The organism is Winogradskyella immobilis, from assembly GCF_021887715.1.
Lineage (GTDB): Bacteria > Bacteroidota > Bacteroidia > Flavobacteriales > Flavobacteriaceae > Winogradskyella > Winogradskyella immobilis.
The window spans coordinates 131335-147581 of sequence record NZ_JAIQXX010000004.1; the positions used below are offsets into that span (position 1 = coordinate 131335).

Consider the following 16247-nt stretch of genomic DNA (forward strand, 5'->3'; position numbering starts at 1 on the left):
GAGATTCTTCGTTTCACTCAGAATGACAAAAATGATAAAATGAAAGCATTAAAAATCATAAAAATAGGAGGAAGCATTATCGATCAACCAGACGCGTTGGATGATTTTCTATCTGAATTTTCAAAATTAGAAGGACCTAAACTGCTGGTTCATGGTGGTGGAAAATTAGCAACAGATTTGGCAGAAAAATTGAATGTAGAAGTGAAATTAGTAGATGGAAGGCGTATTACAGATATTAATACCTTAGATATTATTACTATGGTCTATGCAGGTAAGGTCAATAAAAAAATCATTTCAAAATTGCAACGTAATCATTGTAATAGCATAGGTTTTACAGGTGCTGATAGTAATACCATAGTGTCAGATAAACGACCTGAAAAACCTGTTGATTTTGGTTATGTAGGGGATATTAAACATGTTAATATTGAAACAATTCAATTGCTATTAAAACAACATATTACGCCTGTATTTTGTGCCATTACACATGATGGGAATGGACAACTTTTAAATACCAATGCAGACACCATTGCTTCAGAAATTGCAATTGCTTTTTCAGAATTGTATAACGTTGAGTTATATTATTGTTTTGAAAAATCTGGGGTGCTTCAAAATGTGGAAAACGATAATTCAGTAATCAAAAACATTGATAAAAATAGCTATGCTAAATTATTAGGACAGAATAATATTGCCGCAGGCATGCTTCCTAAACTAGCAAACGCTTTTCATGCTATCAATAACCAAGTGCATAAGGTTTGTATTGGTAAACCTGAAATGCTATTTAATAAAAATTCAAAATTCACAACCATTCAAAACTAATGTCACAACAAGAATTAACACATAGCGCTATAAACTTACTTAAAAGCCTCATTGAAACACCCTCACTTTCTGGTGAAGAAGTTGGTACGGCAAAATTGATTGAAGAATGGTTTAATGCTGAAAGCATTCCGTTTAATAGAACAAAAAATAATGTTTGGGCTGTAAATAAGTATTTTGATGAGAGCAAACCGACATTGTTGTTAAACTCACATCATGATACGGTAAAACCTAATCAGAGTTATACTAAAGATCCGTTTAAAGCTATTATAGAAGACGGTAAATTATATGGTTTGGGCAGTAATGATGCTGGAGGTTGTTTGGTGTCGCTGTTAGCAACATTTGCTTATTTCTATAAGCATAAAGAATTAAAGTATAATCTGGTTATTGTAGCATCTGCTGAAGAAGAAAATAGCGGTGAGAATGGAATACGACATATGTTAGAAGTTATTCCAAAGATTGATGTTGCTATTGTTGGCGAACCTACACAAATGCATTTGGCAATAGCCGAAAAAGGCCTTGTCGTATTTGATGCTAAAATTAAGGGAACTGCGAGTCATGCGGCACATCCAAATAACGATAATGCGATTTACAAGTCGATTGAAGCATTACAATGGTTCCAAAATTATAAGTTTGAAAACACATCAGAGACTTTAGGCGACGTAAAATTAACAGTAACTCAAATCAATGCAGGGAAACAACATAATGCGGTTCCATCGGAAGTAGATTTGGTGATTGATGTTAGGGTGAATGATAAATATACCAATGAAGAAATCGCAAAAATGCTTCAAGAAGCATCACCTTGTGATACTATTACACCTAGAAGTTTACGATTAAATTCGTCTTCAATTCCTAAAAATCATCCATTAGTACAATCAGGTATTTCTTTAGGAAGAGAGACTTATGGGTCGCCAACATTATCAGATCAAGCAGCGTTGAGTTGTCCATCATTAAAGTTGGGACCAGGGAATAGTTTGAGATCACATACCGCAGATGAATTCATTTACATCAATGAAATTGAAGAAGGCATTGATTTATATATAAAATTGTTAGAAAACGTATTATAATAGATAAAAGAAAATAGAAAATAGACAATTAAATTATGTTAGATATTAATCTTTGTTCTAACAGCAAAGCGGTCTTTTTTCTATAATCTAAATTTTAAAAATTAAAATTTACAAATATGAAACTTTGGGACAAAGGCTTTTCAATAGATAAAACCATAGAACAATTTACTGTTGGTAACGATAGAGAAATCGATTTACACATTGCAAAATACGATATACAAGCATCTTTAGCACATGCAAAAATGCTGTATAAAATCGATATTTTATCTGCTGAAGAATTGCAACAGTTGGAAAAAGGATTGAGTAATTTGCAAACTCAGATTGATGAGAATTCGTTTTTTATAGAATCTCAATTTGAAGATGTACATTCTAAAATTGAATATGAATTAACAAAAACTTACGGAGACGTTGGGAAGAAAATACACACTGCAAGATCCAGAAACGATCAGGTTTTAGTTGCGTTGCAGTTATTTTATAAAGATCATTTACAAAGTATTAAAGCGAAATCGAAAACGCTTTTTAATACTTTATTAGAATTAGCCGAAACACATAAAGAAAAATTACTTCCTGGTTATACACATTTGCAAGTGGCAATGCCATCCTCATTTGGATTATGGTTTTCTGCTTATGCTGAAATATTGATTGATGATATGTATCTATTAGATGCAGCTCTAAAAACAGTTGATCAAAACCCGTTGGGATCAGCTGCGGGTTATGGAAGTTCATTCCCTATAGATAGAGATTTTACAACAAAAGCATTAGGTTTTACTACGTTAAAATATAATGTCGTTGCAGCACAAATGAGTCGAGGTAAAAACGAGCGTACCATTGCTGCTGCCTTTGGAAGTTTAGCAAACACATTATCTCGTTTTGCTATGGATATATGCTTATACATGAGTCAGAATTTTAATTTCATCTCATTTCCAGATGAGTTAACTACTGGCAGTAGTATTATGCCGCATAAAAAAAACCCAGATGTATTTGAACTTATTAGAGGAAAATGTAATAAAATACAGGCATTACAAACAGAAATGGTATTAATCACAAATAATTTGCCAAGTGGGTATCATAGAGACTTTCAGTTATTGAAAGAGAATATGATACAAGCATTTGTGGATTTAGAAACCATTTTAGATGTGTTTAATTATGCAATTCAACAAGTTATTGTAAAAGATGTGGATTTAAATGATGATAAATACAAATACCTGTTTACGGTAGATAATATCAATAGTTTGGTTGAAAATGGTATGTCGTTTAGAGATGCTTATCAACAGATAGGTTCTCAAGTACAAGATGGAAGTTATAAACCAGACGCATCAAAACAACATACGCATATAGGAAGTATTCATAATTTGTGCTTGGATGAGATTAGAGAGAAGTATGATAAATAGATTAAGTCTTCTCAAAGATTAGGAAATAAACACATAAAATGCGCAATCATTATATTGCAAAAAAATACCGATATATATGGTAGTAATTATTGGTATTAAATAAATCAAATCTAAAAGAATGAGTGATTTATTATATATACCGATAAAAGATTATGTAACTCATAACGGAAGTTGTATAAAAACTATTAATTTATCGTATCAATTATTTGGTAACCCATTACATACAGCACCAATTGTATTGGTTAATCATGCACTAACAGGCAATAGCAATGTTGCAGGTAAAGATGGTTGGTGGTCCAGTTTAATAGGAGACGATAAAGTTATTAATACTAAAGATTTTACGGTTTTAGTTTTTAATATTCCAGGAAATGGATATGATGGTCAGTTATTTAATAACTATAAAGATTTTGTAACTACAGACATTGCAAAACTTTTTTTACAAGGATTAAAACACCTTAAGATTGAAAAGTTATATGCTACTATAGGTGCTTCTTTAGGTGGTGGATTAGCCTGGGAAATGGTTGCTCTACAACCTAATATAACCAAATATCTTATTCCTATTGCTGCCGATTGGAAATCTACAGATTGGCTTATTGCAAATTGCAGAATTCAAGAACAATTTTTAGAAAATTCAAAACAGCCTATTCACGATGCTCGTATGCATGCCATGTTGTGTTATCGTTCCCCACAATCGTTTAAGCATAAGTTTAATAGAAGTACTAATGAAGATTTGCAACTATTCAATGTAGAGAGTTGGTTATTACATCATGGTAAAAAGCTTCAGGGTCGTTTTCAGTTGTCGGCGTATAAGCTTATGAACCAATTATTGAAGACTATAAATATAGAAAGAGATAACGATGACATAACATCTGTTTTTAAGGCAATAAAAGGAAAAATACATCTCATAACTATAGATTCTGATGTGTTCTTCACATCAGATGAAACGGAAGAGACTTATTCTACATTAAAATCATTAGGAGTTGATGTTCATTTAAATATTATAGAATCTTATCACGGACACGATGCATTTTTGATAGAATATGAGAAGTTGAATGCTATTTTAAAACCGATTTTTAGTTGAAAATAGATACACTAAAATTAGAAAGTAATAGTCCTGAAGATGATGTTAAAAACGCCCGTTTATAATAAGATTTCTAAATCTGTAAAACTTGTAAACATAAAAAAACACAATTGGTTGAAGTTGCTAAATCGTCACCCATATTATTTGATGTTCTATAAAGAGTAATATACTTTATTATTTTACATTTGTCAGTAACTAAATTTTAAATGAAGTACTGGCTTAGTTTTATATTCTGTTTCCTAATGACTTCTGTTCTTCTTTCACAAGAAAGTACGACTTCTTCTTATTTAGATGTCAATTATTTTAGAGGTAATATAGCACTTCATAATAACGACATTTTAGGATTAATAACAGGTCATCCCGAAGGTGTAATTCTTAGCTGGAATAAAAAAACATTTGGCAATAAAGCTTGGGAACAACGTTATAATTATCCAGATTATGGAGTGTCTTTGATTTACCAGAATTTAAAGAATGAAAACTTAGGCAACAATATTGGTATATATGCTCACTATAATTTTTATTTTTTTAAGCGAAATCTAATGCTACGTATTGGGCAAGGATTAGCATATACATCTAATCCCTTTGATCGTATTGATAATCCAAAAAATATAGCTTTTGGCTCTCATCTTTTAAGCAGCACTTATTTAATGCTTAATTATAAAAAAGAACGTATCATAGATCGTTTTGGTTTACAAGGAGGTTTATCGCTTATACATTATTCTAATGCCAATGTAAAAGCACCAAATACAAGTATTAATACTATAGCTTTAAACGTTGGGGTTACCTATAATTTAGATGAAAGTGATCCTGAGTATATAGATAATGGTAAAGATGAAAAATTTACCGAGTCTATAAAATATAATCTTGCATTTAGAAGTGGAATTAATCAAAGCGATATTATTGGTACGGGGCAATTTCCATTTTATATTGTATCCGCTTACGCAGATAAAAGATTAAGTCATAAAAGTGCTATTCAATTAGGAACAGAAGTTTTCTTCTCAAATTTTCTTAAAGAGCTAATAGAGTTTCAAAGTGTATCTGGTTTAGGAGATAATGTTACTGGTGATGAAGATTTTAAGCGTGTTGGTCTATTTGTAGGTCATGAATTATTTATTAATAAAACATCGATTGAAACTCAAGTAGGATATTACGTATATTATCCATTTGATTTTGAGGGAAGAACGTATTTACGAATAGGATTAAAACGCTACTTTGGAGATAAATTATTTGGTGCCATAACTTTAAAGTCTCACGGAGCAAAAGCTGAAGCTGTTGAATTTGGAATTGGAGTACGATTATGAAAAAACTATTTGTCATATTAAGTGTTGTAGGTTTGCTTTTTGCTTGCGATAGTGAAAGTGCATCAGATTGTTTTCAAACTTCAGGATCTATAATTCAAGAAACAATTACAGTTCCAAATTTCAATCGCATTTTAGTGAATAGAGATATCGAATTAATTATTCGACAAGGTGAAAATTATGAAGTGACTATAGAAACAGGAGAGAACCTTATCAATGATATAACGGTAGAAGTTATTGATGATCGATTAGTGCTTACAGATAATAATACATGTAATTTTGTGCGTGATTTCGGAATTACTAAAATGTTTGTAACAACACCGACATTAAGTGAAATCCGTTGTTCAACACAGTTTGAGATTTCGTCAGATGGAGTTTTAAATTTTGATACTCTTAATTTGATTTCGGAAGATTTTAATGAGCCAGAGACCTTTCCTATAGGAGATTTTAGATTAGAACTTGATGTGGAAAACTTAAATATTATAGCTAATAATCTCTCTTTTTTCTTTCTCTCAGGTGAAGTTACTGAAGCCAACTTTAGATTTTTTGGTGGAGATGGACGTATAGAAGCAGAAAATTTAATTGCTCAGAACATAAATATATTTCATAGAAGTAGTAATGATATGATTATTAATCCACAGCAATCATTAACAGGCGTCATTAATAATACAGGAGATGTAATTTCAGTAAATCAGCCTCCAGTTGTCGATGTCGATGTACTCTTTACAGGGAGATTAATCTTTAACTAGTAAGAGATCTAAACAAACTCTCTAAACTTGCATTTTTCTGGTTAAGTTGAAGAATTTTCAATTCATTATCATGTGCAAAATCAAAAACATGAGAACGCATATCTTGTTTAGTAGCAAAAGTGATTTCATAGACAAAGTCGTGCGTATTTTTCACAGAAGTTACTTTAGGTAATTTTTGTAAAAAAGCATCTTCCACTCTATAATCAAACTCAACAATAACAATTTGCTCTTGGTCTTGTCTTAGGTCTTTAAGGTATTTATCTGCGACAATTTTACCTTTATTAATAATAATAACGCGGTCACACATAGCTTCAACTTCTTGCATAATATGTGTAGACAGAAATACGGTTTTTTCTTTTCCAACAGAGGTAATTAAATTTCTAATATCCACTAACTGATTTGGGTCTAAACCTGTTGTGGGTTCGTCTAAAATTAAAACTTCAGGATTGTGTAATAGGGCATTAGCTAAACCTACACGTTGACGATAACCTTTAGAAAGTTGCCCTATTTTTTTGTGAGCTTCAGGTGCTAATCCCGTCAATTCAATAACTTCATTAATTCTATCTTTAGATACATCATAGACATTGGCATTAAATCTCAAATATTCTTTAACATACAAATCTGTATATAAAGGATTATGCTCAGGCAAATAGCCTACTGAACTTTGTACTTCTTTTTTTTGGGTATCTACAGAGAAATCATTAACGTTTGCAGAGCCTTTAGACGCATTAATATAAGTGGTTAATATTTTCATCATTGTAGATTTGCCTGCGCCATTAGGGCCTAAAAAACCAACAATTTCAGCATCTTTTACAGAAAAAGAAACGTCGTTTAACGCTTTTTGCTCGCCATAAATTTTTGTAACGTTTTTAACTTCAATAGACATGTAGAAAGATATTTAGTCAAAAATAAGTATTATATAAGTTAGTATGGCAATTACTAAGAATTCTTTAAAACTTAAACGAGAAAAATAAAAAACTATTTTAACAATTTTGATTTTTCAATTTATTAGTTACTTTAGCGATATATTATTTAACGATGCAAACACTTAAAATATATTATACTTGGTTTTACTTTTTTTATAATAAAGGAAGCGAGGCATAATATGTTTTATTGAAAAATATAATAACTTTAGTCTCGATGAAAATCGAGACTTTTTTTTGAACCTAAAAATGTGAGATTATGATAGAAGTGGCCGATCGACTAAAACATGTTGAAGAATATTATTTTTCTAAAAAGCTAAAAGAGGTCGCTTTTTTGAAATCTCAAGGTAAACCTATTATAAATTTAGGAATAGGAAGCCCAGATTTAGAACCACCATTTAAGGCTATAATGGCTTTAGGAGAAAGCTTAAATGATAAAACAGCTCATAAATATCAAAGCTATTTAGGGCTTTTAGAACTCAGAGAAGCAATAGTTGATTTTTATAAAAATCATTATAGCGTTAACCTTAGTGCAAAAACTGAAGTTTTACCACTTATAGGAAGTAAAGAAGGTATTATGCATATTTCTATGGCCTTTTTAAACCCAGGTGACGAAGTATTAATTCCTAATCCTGGCTATCCAACTTATGCATCTGTAACTAAATTATTAGGAGCTAAACCTATATATTATAATTTAACAGAAGATAAAAACTGGGAACCTAATTTTGTAGCACTAGAGCGCTTAGATTTAAGCAAAGTAAAACTAATGTGGATTAATTATCCGCATATGCCTACAGGCGCAAAGGCATCACATAAATTTTATGATGACGTTATTGCTTTTGCAAAGCGTCATAACATTCTAGTAATTAATGATAACCCTTATAGTTTTATACTTAACAAAAACCCAAAAAGTATCCTTAAGTATAAAGGAGCTAAAGATGTTTGTTTAGAGCTGAATTCAATAAGTAAAACCTTTAACATGTCGGGTTGGCGCGTAGGCATGCTAGCTGGTAATTACGATTATATTAATTCAGTTCTAAAAATAAAAAGTAATGTCGATTCTGGTATGTTTTATGGCATTCAAAAAGGAGCTATAGAAGCATTAAAAAGTTCTGAGATGTGGTTTATAAGTCTAAATAGCGTTTATCAGCAAAGGCGTAAATTAATATGGAAATTGGCAACAGCACTTAACTGCACATACGACGAAGGTACTTCGGGTTTATTTGTATGGGCAAAATTACCACCACATATTAAGTCTGAAGAGTTTACAAATTTAGTATTAAAGGAGCATAGTATTTTTATAGCTCCTGGAACCGTTTTTGGTAGTAATGGAGAAGGTTATATAAGGTTATCTTTATGTGAAGAAGAAGATGTTATAAAGGAAGCGATTGCAAGAGTATGAAAAATTTATACCTTATTGGAGTAGGATTAATCGGAGGTAGTTTTGCGTTAGATATAAAAAAGAAATATCCCGATTGTAAAATTTATGGTGTTGATACTAATGGAGCTCATCTTAATGATGCATTAACACTTGGTGTTATTGATGAAAAAGCTAATGTAGAAGATGTCTATAATGCAGAAGTTGTGTTTATAGCGATTCCTGTAGATGTAACCTTAACGGTTTTACCTCAAATATTAGATTATATTTCAGATGAGACACTTGTTATTGATGCAGGTTCTACAAAAGAAGCTATTTGTTTAAGTATAAAGGATCATTCAAGACGAAGAAATTATTTGGCAGCGCATCCAATTGCCGGAACTGAATTTTCAGGACCAAATGCAGCGACCTACAACTTGTTTCAGAATAAAACTAATATTATATGCGAAGTTGAAGCAACAGCATTTAAACTTCAAGAGAAAGCTTTGGGTATATTTAGAGACTTAGGTATGCGTATTCGTTATATGAATCCTAAAGCGCATGACAAACATATTGCTTATGTGTCGCATCTGTCTCATATCAGTTCTTTTATGTTAGGAAAAACGGTAATTGAGAAAGAAAAAAATGAACGCGATATTTTTGATATGGCTGGCAGTGGGTTTGAAAGCACTGTACGTTTAGCGAAAAGTTCACCAGCAATGTGGACGCCAATTTTTAAGCAAAACAAAGCAAATGTTATTGAAACATTAGGTGAGTATATCAATAATTTAATGCACTTTAAATCTTTAATGGAAAATGAAGATTTTGAAGCAGTGTATAAGGAAATGAAAAAAACAAACCACATTAAATCAATTTTGAGTGGTATTAAATAAAATAACCTATTAAGTCAGTAAGACCATTGTAGGAGTAACAATAAAATTATGAAGAATAAAAAAGAATTAAGAGGATGGTTAGATAAGTTTGGTTTAGATCATCCCTTAGTTATTGCAGGTCCGTGTAGTGCAGAAACAGAAGCACAGGTTTTAAAAATCGCTCATCAATTAAAAGATAGCGATGCTACAGTCTTTAGAGCAGGTATTTGGAAACCAAGAACACGACCAGGAAATTTTGAAGGAGTAGGAGCATTAGGGTTAAAATGGATGCAGAAAGCCAAAGAAGAAACGGGTATGATGACTACTACCGAAGTAGCAAATGCAAATCACGTAGATTTAGCCTTAAAACACGATGTAGATATTTTATGGATTGGAGCGCGTACTACAGTAAGTCCATTTATTGTACAAGAAATTGCTGATGCATTACAAGGCACGGATAAAACGGTGTTAATTAAAAATCCGGTTAATCCAGATTTATCATTATGGTTAGGTGCAGTAGAACGTTTTTATACAGCAGATGTTAAAAACCTAGGAGTTATACATAGAGGATTTTCAACCTACGAAAAAACACGATATAGAAATAACCCAGAGTGGCAAATTGCTGTAGATTTACAAAACCGTTTTCCAGATTTACCATTAATATTAGATCCATCGCATATTGCAGGTCGTCGAGATATTATTTTTGAATTAAGTCAAACAGCATTAGATCTTAATTACGATGGGTTAATGATTGAGACGCACCACGACCCAGATAATGCATGGAGTGATGCTGCTCAGCAAATTACTCCAAAAACTTTAATTCAGTTCACAGAAGATCTTCGGATTAGAAAAGAAGTTGGTGAAGCGGCAGAATTTAAAAACAAGATAAATACACTAAGAACTCAAATTGATGTGATTGATCATCAGCTTATTGAAACATTAGGGAAACGTATGAATATAGCTGATGAAATAGGAGCATTGAAAAAGGTGCATAATGTAGCTGTATTACAATCTAAACGTTGGAATGAAATATTAGGAAAAATGATACTTCAAGGCGAGAATAAAAATTTAAGCGAAGAGTTTATATTAAAAGTATTTAAAGCCATTCATCAAGAATCGATTAATCATCAAGAGAAAGTTATTAATAACTAGTAAAAAGCTCGCGTATTGCGAGCTTTTTTATTAAATGTTGTTTCTTTGTAAAGGATATTAATAATTAATGACAGGCACAGTTTATAAATCTACAGGAAGTTGGTATACCGTTAAAACATTGAATGGTAAATTCTACGAATGCAGAATTAAAGGAAAATTTAGATTACAAGGTTTTAAAAGTACTAATCCTATAGCTGTTGGAGACACTGTTGTTTTTGACTTAGAAACTAAGAATGATGCAGAAACAGGAGTCATAAAACGTATTGAAGAACGCGAAAATTATATTGTTAGAAAATCGGTAAACCTCTCTAAACAAACACATATTATAGCATCTAATATAGATCAGGTTTTTCTTCTAATTACAATTGATAATCCACCAACATTTGCAAGTTTTATAGATCGTTTTTTAGTTACTGCAGAAGCATATTCAATAAAAACAATTTTAGTTTTTAATAAGATAGACACTTATGATGAAGAAAAGGTATTAGAAGTTAAGTATATGAAAAACATCTATAAAACTATTGGTTACGATTGCATCTCTATTTCCGCAAAAACAGGGAAAAATATAGACCGTATCAAAAATATCATGAAAGATAAGGTGAGTATGTTTGCAGGTCATTCGGGTGTTGGTAAATCGACTTTAGTAAATGCAATTGAGCCAGGACTAGATTTAAAAACTAAAGAGATATCTAACCAGCATATGCAAGGTCAACATACGACTACTTTTGCGGAAATGTTTGATTTGAGTTTCGGAGCAAAAATTATTGATACGCCAGGTATTAAAGGTTTTGGAGTTGTAGATATGGAAAGAGAAGAAGTAGGTGATTATTTCCCTGAGTTTTTTCAATTAAAGCAAGATTGTAAATTCAATAATTGTTTGCATCTTAAAGAACCAAAATGTGCGGTAAAGAAAGCTCTAGAAAATGACAAAATTTCTTATTCTAGATATAGAAGTTATCTTCAGATTTTAGAAGGCGAAGACGAACATTATAGAACAGATAATTGGAATGAATAATAGATAGTAATTTTGTAAACCTTGCAAGTTTAATTTTAAAAGATTCCCATTTTTATGGGAAATGATATGAAAGTGATTATTCAACGTGTAACTGAAGCTTCAGTTACAATTAACCATAAAGAAGTAGCTTCAATTGAAAAAGGATTTTTAGTTCTTTTAGGAATTGTTAATGAAGACACTAAAGAAGATATAGATTGGTTATGTCGAAAAATACTTGGACTTCGTGTTTTCCCTGATGAAAATGGTGTTATGAATACATCTATTTTAGACGTAAAAGGTCAGATTATAGTCGTTAGTCAGTTTACATTACATGCAAGTACAAAAAAAGGAAATCGACCTAGCTACATTAAAGCAGCAAAACCAGACGTAGCAATACCATTATATAAAACTTTTATTAAGCATTTAGAAGAATTATCGCAGATGCAAATTCAGACAGGTGAGTTTGGGGCAGATATGAAAGTTAGCCTTCTAAATGATGGTCCAGTTACAATTATTATAGATTCTAAAAACAAGATGTAATTTTCTTAACAAATTTTTAGGAATAAAGAAATCTTTTACTAATTTAGATAGAGCTAATCATTCAATATAGACTTTATGCCTCACCTAAAGAGTAAGTTACTATTAATTTATGTGCTATTAAGCACTTCTATTTTTTCACAATCCGATAATGATTTTATAGCAATATTAGCTCCTGCTGAACTAAAGGAAAAGGCAAATGCTATTGTTCGTTACGATAAACAAGTTGTAGAAATTAATGCATACAATCGTATGATAGTAACTACAAATCGAGTAGTTACTATCTATAATAAATATGGGGATAGAAGTCATAATGCTTATGAAGCTTATGATCCTAATACCAAAATCAAAAAAATGGAAGTTCGTATTTACGATGCTGCAGGTAAAGAAATTAAAAAAATAAAGACGAGTGACTTTGCTGATGAAAGTGCAGTTAGTGGTGGAACGTTGTATTCTGACAGTCGTGTAAAATACCTTAATTATACACCTATAAAATACCCATATACTATCCATTACAAATCTGAAGTAGAAATGAGGAGTACGGCTTTTGTTCCACAGTGGAGACCTATAGACGGTTATTATCTTGCTGTACAATATTCCGAATTTAAAATTATAAACAATTCTGGTGTAGAAGTAAGAACAAAAAACGAGAATTTTGAAGCTTATGGTATAGAAAACTTAGGGGAAAGTCATGTATCGGCAAAAAACCTTAAAGCTATAAAATATGAAACATATAGCTCAGATATTGGTGATATTACGCCATGTTTAAAATCGGCATTAACTACGTTTGATATGGAAGGGGTTAAGGGAGAAAATAACAACTGGGAGGATTTTGGAAAATGGATGCATACTAAATTATTAATGGGTACTGACGATTTACCGCAATCCGCTATTGATGAAGTAAAAGCTCTTACTGCTAATACCGAAGATAAAATAGAACGTGCTAAAATAGTATACAAGTATATGCAAGACAAAACACGTTATATCAGTGTGCAAGTCGGTATAGGAGGTTGGAAACCAATGTTGGCAAATGAAGTAGATAAACTGGGTTATGCAGATTGCAAAGGCTTAACTAATTATACAAAAGCATTGTTGGAAGTTGTAGATGTACCATCGTATTATACCGTGGTATGGGGAGATCAGAACATTAGAGATATAGATAGTGATTTCTCTATTACCGAAGGAAATCATGTAATACTATGTGTACCGAATAATGATGAAAATATTTTTTTAGAATGCACAAGTCAAACCAATCCCTTTGGGTTTACAGCTGGGTTTACTGATGATAGAGATGTACTTTTGGTAACTCCAGAAGGAGGAAAGATAGTGCATACTAAAGTGTATAGTGCAGACGAAAGTTTGCAGTTAACTAAAGCAAATGTGGTGTTAGACGATATGGGAAATTTTACCGCAAATATTTCTATAAAAACTACTGGTTATCAATATGATTTACATGAAGGTATGGAGACCAGGCCTTTAAGAGATCAAAAATTACATTATAAAGAATATTGGAATAATATAAATAATTTAGATATTACGTCTATAGATTATAAAAATGATAAGGATCAAATAGAATTGATAGAAACTCTAGATGTCTCAGCAACTAATTATGCTTCAAAAAGTGGAAATAGATTGATTATTCAACCCAATATGTTTAATAAAGTGACAGGATTACCAACCCGTTATGATAAACGAAATTTAGATTTTAAAATTGAACGTGCTTTTAAAGATGTAGATGAATTTATAATAGAATTACCAGAAACTTTAAAAGTAGAAGCAATGAGTGAAGGGGCTAAAGTTAACACAAAATATGGCTCTTATGAATATGCTTTAGAAAAGCTAGAAGGTAACAAACTAAAATATACAAGAACTTATATAATGAATAAAGGAAATTATGATAAAGAAGATTATGAAGCCTTTAGAGATTTTAGAAAACAAATTGTAAAGCACGATAAAACCAAAATTGTACTTGTAAAATAAAACCAATCAAATAAAATTTAACACATGAAAAATTTACTAACCATTATTGCTATAGTTTTTTACAGCTCATTTATAACTGCACAAGATTTTAAATACGGAAAAGTGTCAAAAGAAGAGCTTGCTGAAAAAGTACATTCTGTTGATGCTTCTGCTAATGCAGCTGTATTATATAGAAATGAAGACATCTCTTTTGTCTATACACAAGATGGGTTTATTCAAGAAAGAGAAGTTCATGAGCGTATTAAAATCTATAATAAAGAAGGCTATAATTGGGCAACTAAGAAGGTTTATCTCTATGAAGGAGGAGGTGGAAGTAAAGAGAAAATTCAATCTATCAAAGGAACTACTTATAACTTAATTGATGGAAAAATTCAAAAAGACAAACTTAAAAAAGACGGTATTTTTGAAGAAGATTATAGTGAGTTTACAGAGATAAATACCATAACAATGCCTAACATCCAAGATGGTGCTGTTATAGAATATAGCTATAAAATTTCGTCACCTTTTATAGTCATTGATGATATTGTACTTCAAAATGATATCCCAATCAATAAGTTAGATATAAGAATAGCTACCCCGCAATTTTATGTGTATAATAAACTGATTAACCCTAAAGCATTTTATTCTCCAAAACTGAACGAGTCGAAAATGAAAAAAACTTTTGTCTCTTCAAGTTCTAGCGGCAGAAGTGTAACAGGAACTACTTTTGATACAAGTACTTCTGAATATTCAGATAATGTTATTAAAGTTACTGATGAAAACATTCCAGCATTAAAAGAAGAATCTTATGCTGGTAATATGAATAACTATCGTGCTAAAATGAGTATGGAATTATCCGCTATTGTTAACAGGTATGGAGCTGTGGAGAAATCTTATTCTTCATCATGGGAAAAAGTGTCAAAGTCAATATATGAAAGCCCTAATTTTGGAGCTCAATTTAAAAGGACTAACTTCTTCAAAGACGATGTTACTTCAATAGTAGCAGGAGTAGAGGATCCATTTCAAAAAGCATTTACACTTCAAAATTATGTAAAATCTAAAGTAAAATGGAACGGGTATAATGGTATTTATACACAAAAAGGCATACGTAATGCTTATAAAGAAGGAGAAGGTAATGTGGCCGATATTAATTTGCTACTTATAACAATGTTACGTTCTCAAGGTATTAATGCTAATCCAGTTTTAGTAAGCACAAGGAGTAATGGAATTCCTTTATATCCAACTCGTAATGGATTTAATTATGTAGTGTGTATGGTTCAAAATGGACAAAACTATATTTTATTAGATGCATCAGAGCCTTATAGTATGGTAAATGTATTACCAGAAAGAGCATTAAATTGGAGAGGTCGCCTAGTTATGGATAACGGAACATCAGACTGGGTATCGTTAAGGCCAAATAGTCAGGCAAAAGAAACCACCTCATTAAATGTTCAGTTCAATGATGATTTTTCTGTAAAAGGGAAAGTACGTCAGAGTATGACTTCTAATGTGGCACTAAGATATAGAAAGAAATATGCTTCAATGAGCCAAGATGATCATATTAAATCTATAGAATCAGGGAAAGGAGCTATTGAAGTTAGTGAGATTAATTTTGAAAATGCTAATGACATTACTGAACCAGTAAAACTATCTTATAATTATGAATTATCTGATGCAATAGATGATATTGGAGGAAAACTTTATTTTTCGCCAATGCTATTTATGGCAACAAAAGAAAACCCTTTTAAATTAGATGAACGTAATTATCCTATAGATTTTACTATGCCTATTTTAGATAAATATGTGGTTAATGTTGAAATGCCAGAAGGTTATAAAGTAGAAGCGTTACCAAAAAGTGAGATTATTGATTTTAAAGAAGGTGCAGCAAAATTCAGTTATATAGCTAAAGAGAATGGAAAGTATCTTCAATTTGTCATTAACTTTGATTTAAAAACATCTATAATAGATCCTACAGATTATGGGGTTTTTAAGCAATTTTTTGAAAAAATGATAGAGAAACAAGCAGAACAAGTTGTGCTAACTAAAGCCTAAAA

General features: G+C 31.3%; 14 protein-coding genes. 13 read left to right on the forward strand and 1 reads right to left on the reverse strand.

Annotated features, from left to right (window positions below):
- Positions 1 to 39: 39 nt before the first annotated feature.
- The 6 genes from argB (at position 40) to K8Z87_RS04635 (ending at position 6399) form a co-directional block, all read left to right on the forward strand.
- Positions 40 to 816 carry an acetylglutamate kinase gene (argB, locus tag K8Z87_RS04610; protein WP_227476312.1) on the forward strand — a complete coding sequence of 259 codons (777 nt, stop codon included), beginning with the start codon at positions 40 to 42 and terminating at the stop codon, positions 814 to 816.
- On the forward strand, positions 816 to 1880 hold the full coding sequence (locus K8Z87_RS04615; RefSeq protein ID WP_227476313.1) for a M20 family metallo-hydrolase: 1065 nt from the start codon (positions 816 to 818) through the stop codon (positions 1878 to 1880). The genes argB and K8Z87_RS04615 overlap by 1 nt, the downstream gene beginning before the upstream one ends.
- 116 nt (positions 1881 to 1996) lie before the next feature.
- Positions 1997 to 3271 carry an argininosuccinate lyase gene (gene argH / locus K8Z87_RS04620; protein WP_227476314.1) on the forward strand — a complete coding sequence of 425 codons (1275 nt, stop codon included), beginning with the start codon at positions 1997 to 1999 and terminating at the stop codon, positions 3269 to 3271.
- 118 nt (positions 3272 to 3389) lie between these two features.
- Positions 3390 to 4352, forward strand: coding sequence for an alpha/beta fold hydrolase (locus K8Z87_RS04625; protein WP_317207419.1), 963 nt, complete (start codon positions 3390 to 3392; stop codon positions 4350 to 4352).
- Positions 4353 to 4594: 242 nt separating this feature from the next.
- Positions 4595 to 5653: an acyloxyacyl hydrolase gene (locus K8Z87_RS04630; RefSeq protein WP_227476315.1), complete on the forward strand. Its 1059-nt coding sequence runs from the start codon at positions 4595 to 4597 to the stop codon at positions 5651 to 5653.
- Positions 5650 to 6399: a head GIN domain-containing protein gene (locus K8Z87_RS04635; RefSeq protein ID WP_227476316.1), complete on the forward strand. Its 750-nt coding sequence runs from the start codon at positions 5650 to 5652 to the stop codon at positions 6397 to 6399. Before K8Z87_RS04630 ends, K8Z87_RS04635 begins: the two co-directional genes overlap by 4 nt.
- Here the strand turns inward: K8Z87_RS04635 and gldA are convergent.
- On the reverse strand, positions 6392 to 7285 hold the full coding sequence (gene gldA / locus K8Z87_RS04640) for a gliding motility-associated ABC transporter ATP-binding subunit GldA (RefSeq protein ID WP_227476317.1): 894 nt from the start codon (positions 7283 to 7285) through the stop codon (positions 6392 to 6394). The genes K8Z87_RS04635 and gldA overlap by 8 nt on opposite strands.
- A 296-nt stretch (positions 7286 to 7581) precedes the next feature.
- On the opposite strand from gldA, the gene K8Z87_RS04645 reads away from it, so the two are divergent.
- From K8Z87_RS04645 to K8Z87_RS04675, 7 genes are all read left to right on the forward strand, one after another.
- On the forward strand, positions 7582 to 8724 hold the full coding sequence (locus K8Z87_RS04645) for a pyridoxal phosphate-dependent aminotransferase (protein WP_227476318.1): 1143 nt from the start codon (positions 7582 to 7584) through the stop codon (positions 8722 to 8724).
- Complete coding sequence (locus K8Z87_RS04650) at positions 8721 to 9572, forward strand: prephenate dehydrogenase (protein WP_227476319.1); 852 nt, start codon at positions 8721 to 8723, stop codon at positions 9570 to 9572. The genes K8Z87_RS04645 and K8Z87_RS04650 overlap by 4 nt, the downstream gene beginning before the upstream one ends.
- A gap of 48 nt (positions 9573 to 9620) precedes the next feature.
- Positions 9621 to 10703, forward strand: coding sequence for a bifunctional 3-deoxy-7-phosphoheptulonate synthase/chorismate mutase type II (locus K8Z87_RS04655; protein WP_227476320.1), 1083 nt, complete (start codon positions 9621 to 9623; stop codon positions 10701 to 10703).
- Positions 10704 to 10770: 67 nt separating this feature from the next.
- A complete protein-coding gene (gene rsgA / locus K8Z87_RS04660) occupies positions 10771 to 11718 on the forward strand; it encodes a ribosome small subunit-dependent GTPase A (protein WP_227476321.1) in 948 nt (315 codons plus the stop codon).
- Positions 11719 to 11784: 66 nt separating this feature from the next.
- Positions 11785 to 12237, forward strand: coding sequence for a D-aminoacyl-tRNA deacylase (dtd, locus tag K8Z87_RS04665; protein WP_227476389.1), 453 nt, complete (start codon positions 11785 to 11787; stop codon positions 12235 to 12237).
- A gap of 75 nt (positions 12238 to 12312) precedes the next feature.
- Positions 12313 to 14214, forward strand: a complete 1902-nt coding sequence (locus K8Z87_RS04670) for a DUF3857 domain-containing protein (protein WP_227476322.1) — start codon at positions 12313 to 12315, stop codon at positions 14212 to 14214.
- Between the two features lie 24 nt (positions 14215 to 14238).
- Entirely contained in the window at positions 14239 to 16245 is a 2007-nt protein-coding gene (locus tag K8Z87_RS04675) for a DUF3857 domain-containing protein (RefSeq protein WP_227476323.1), read from the forward strand.
- Positions 16246 to 16247 lie beyond the last annotated feature (2 nt).

What these genes read in the sequence shown, in the direction of transcription:
- argB (WP_227476312.1), top strand. Translation starts at nt 40, where the DNA reads ATGAAAGCATTAAAAATCATAAAAATAGGAGGAAGCATTATCGATCAA.
- K8Z87_RS04630 (WP_227476315.1), top strand. Translation starts at nt 4,595, where the DNA reads ATGACTTCTGTTCTTCTTTCACAAGAAAGTACGACTTCTTCTTATTTA.
- argH (WP_227476314.1), top strand. Translation starts at nt 1,997, where the DNA reads ATGAAACTTTGGGACAAAGGCTTTTCAATAGATAAAACCATAGAACAA.
- K8Z87_RS04615 (WP_227476313.1), top strand. Translation starts at nt 816, where the DNA reads ATGTCACAACAAGAATTAACACATAGCGCTATAAACTTACTTAAAAGC.
- gldA (WP_227476317.1), bottom strand. Translation starts at nt 7,285, where the DNA reads ATGTCTATTGAAGTTAAAAACGTTACAAAAATTTATGGCGAGCAAAAA.
- rsgA (WP_227476321.1), top strand. Translation starts at nt 10,771, where the DNA reads ATGACAGGCACAGTTTATAAATCTACAGGAAGTTGGTATACCGTTAAA.
- dtd (WP_227476389.1), top strand. Translation starts at nt 11,785, where the DNA reads ATGAAAGTGATTATTCAACGTGTAACTGAAGCTTCAGTTACAATTAAC.
- K8Z87_RS04655 (WP_227476320.1), top strand. Translation starts at nt 9,621, where the DNA reads ATGAAGAATAAAAAAGAATTAAGAGGATGGTTAGATAAGTTTGGTTTA.
- K8Z87_RS04670 (WP_227476322.1), top strand. Translation starts at nt 12,313, where the DNA reads ATGCCTCACCTAAAGAGTAAGTTACTATTAATTTATGTGCTATTAAGC.
- K8Z87_RS04625 (WP_317207419.1), top strand. Translation starts at nt 3,390, where the DNA reads ATGAGTGATTTATTATATATACCGATAAAAGATTATGTAACTCATAAC.
- K8Z87_RS04650 (WP_227476319.1), top strand. Translation starts at nt 8,721, where the DNA reads ATGAAAAATTTATACCTTATTGGAGTAGGATTAATCGGAGGTAGTTTT.
- K8Z87_RS04635 (WP_227476316.1), top strand. Translation starts at nt 5,650, where the DNA reads ATGAAAAAACTATTTGTCATATTAAGTGTTGTAGGTTTGCTTTTTGCT.
- K8Z87_RS04675 (WP_227476323.1), top strand. Translation starts at nt 14,239, where the DNA reads ATGAAAAATTTACTAACCATTATTGCTATAGTTTTTTACAGCTCATTT.
- K8Z87_RS04645 (WP_227476318.1), top strand. Translation starts at nt 7,582, where the DNA reads ATGATAGAAGTGGCCGATCGACTAAAACATGTTGAAGAATATTATTTT.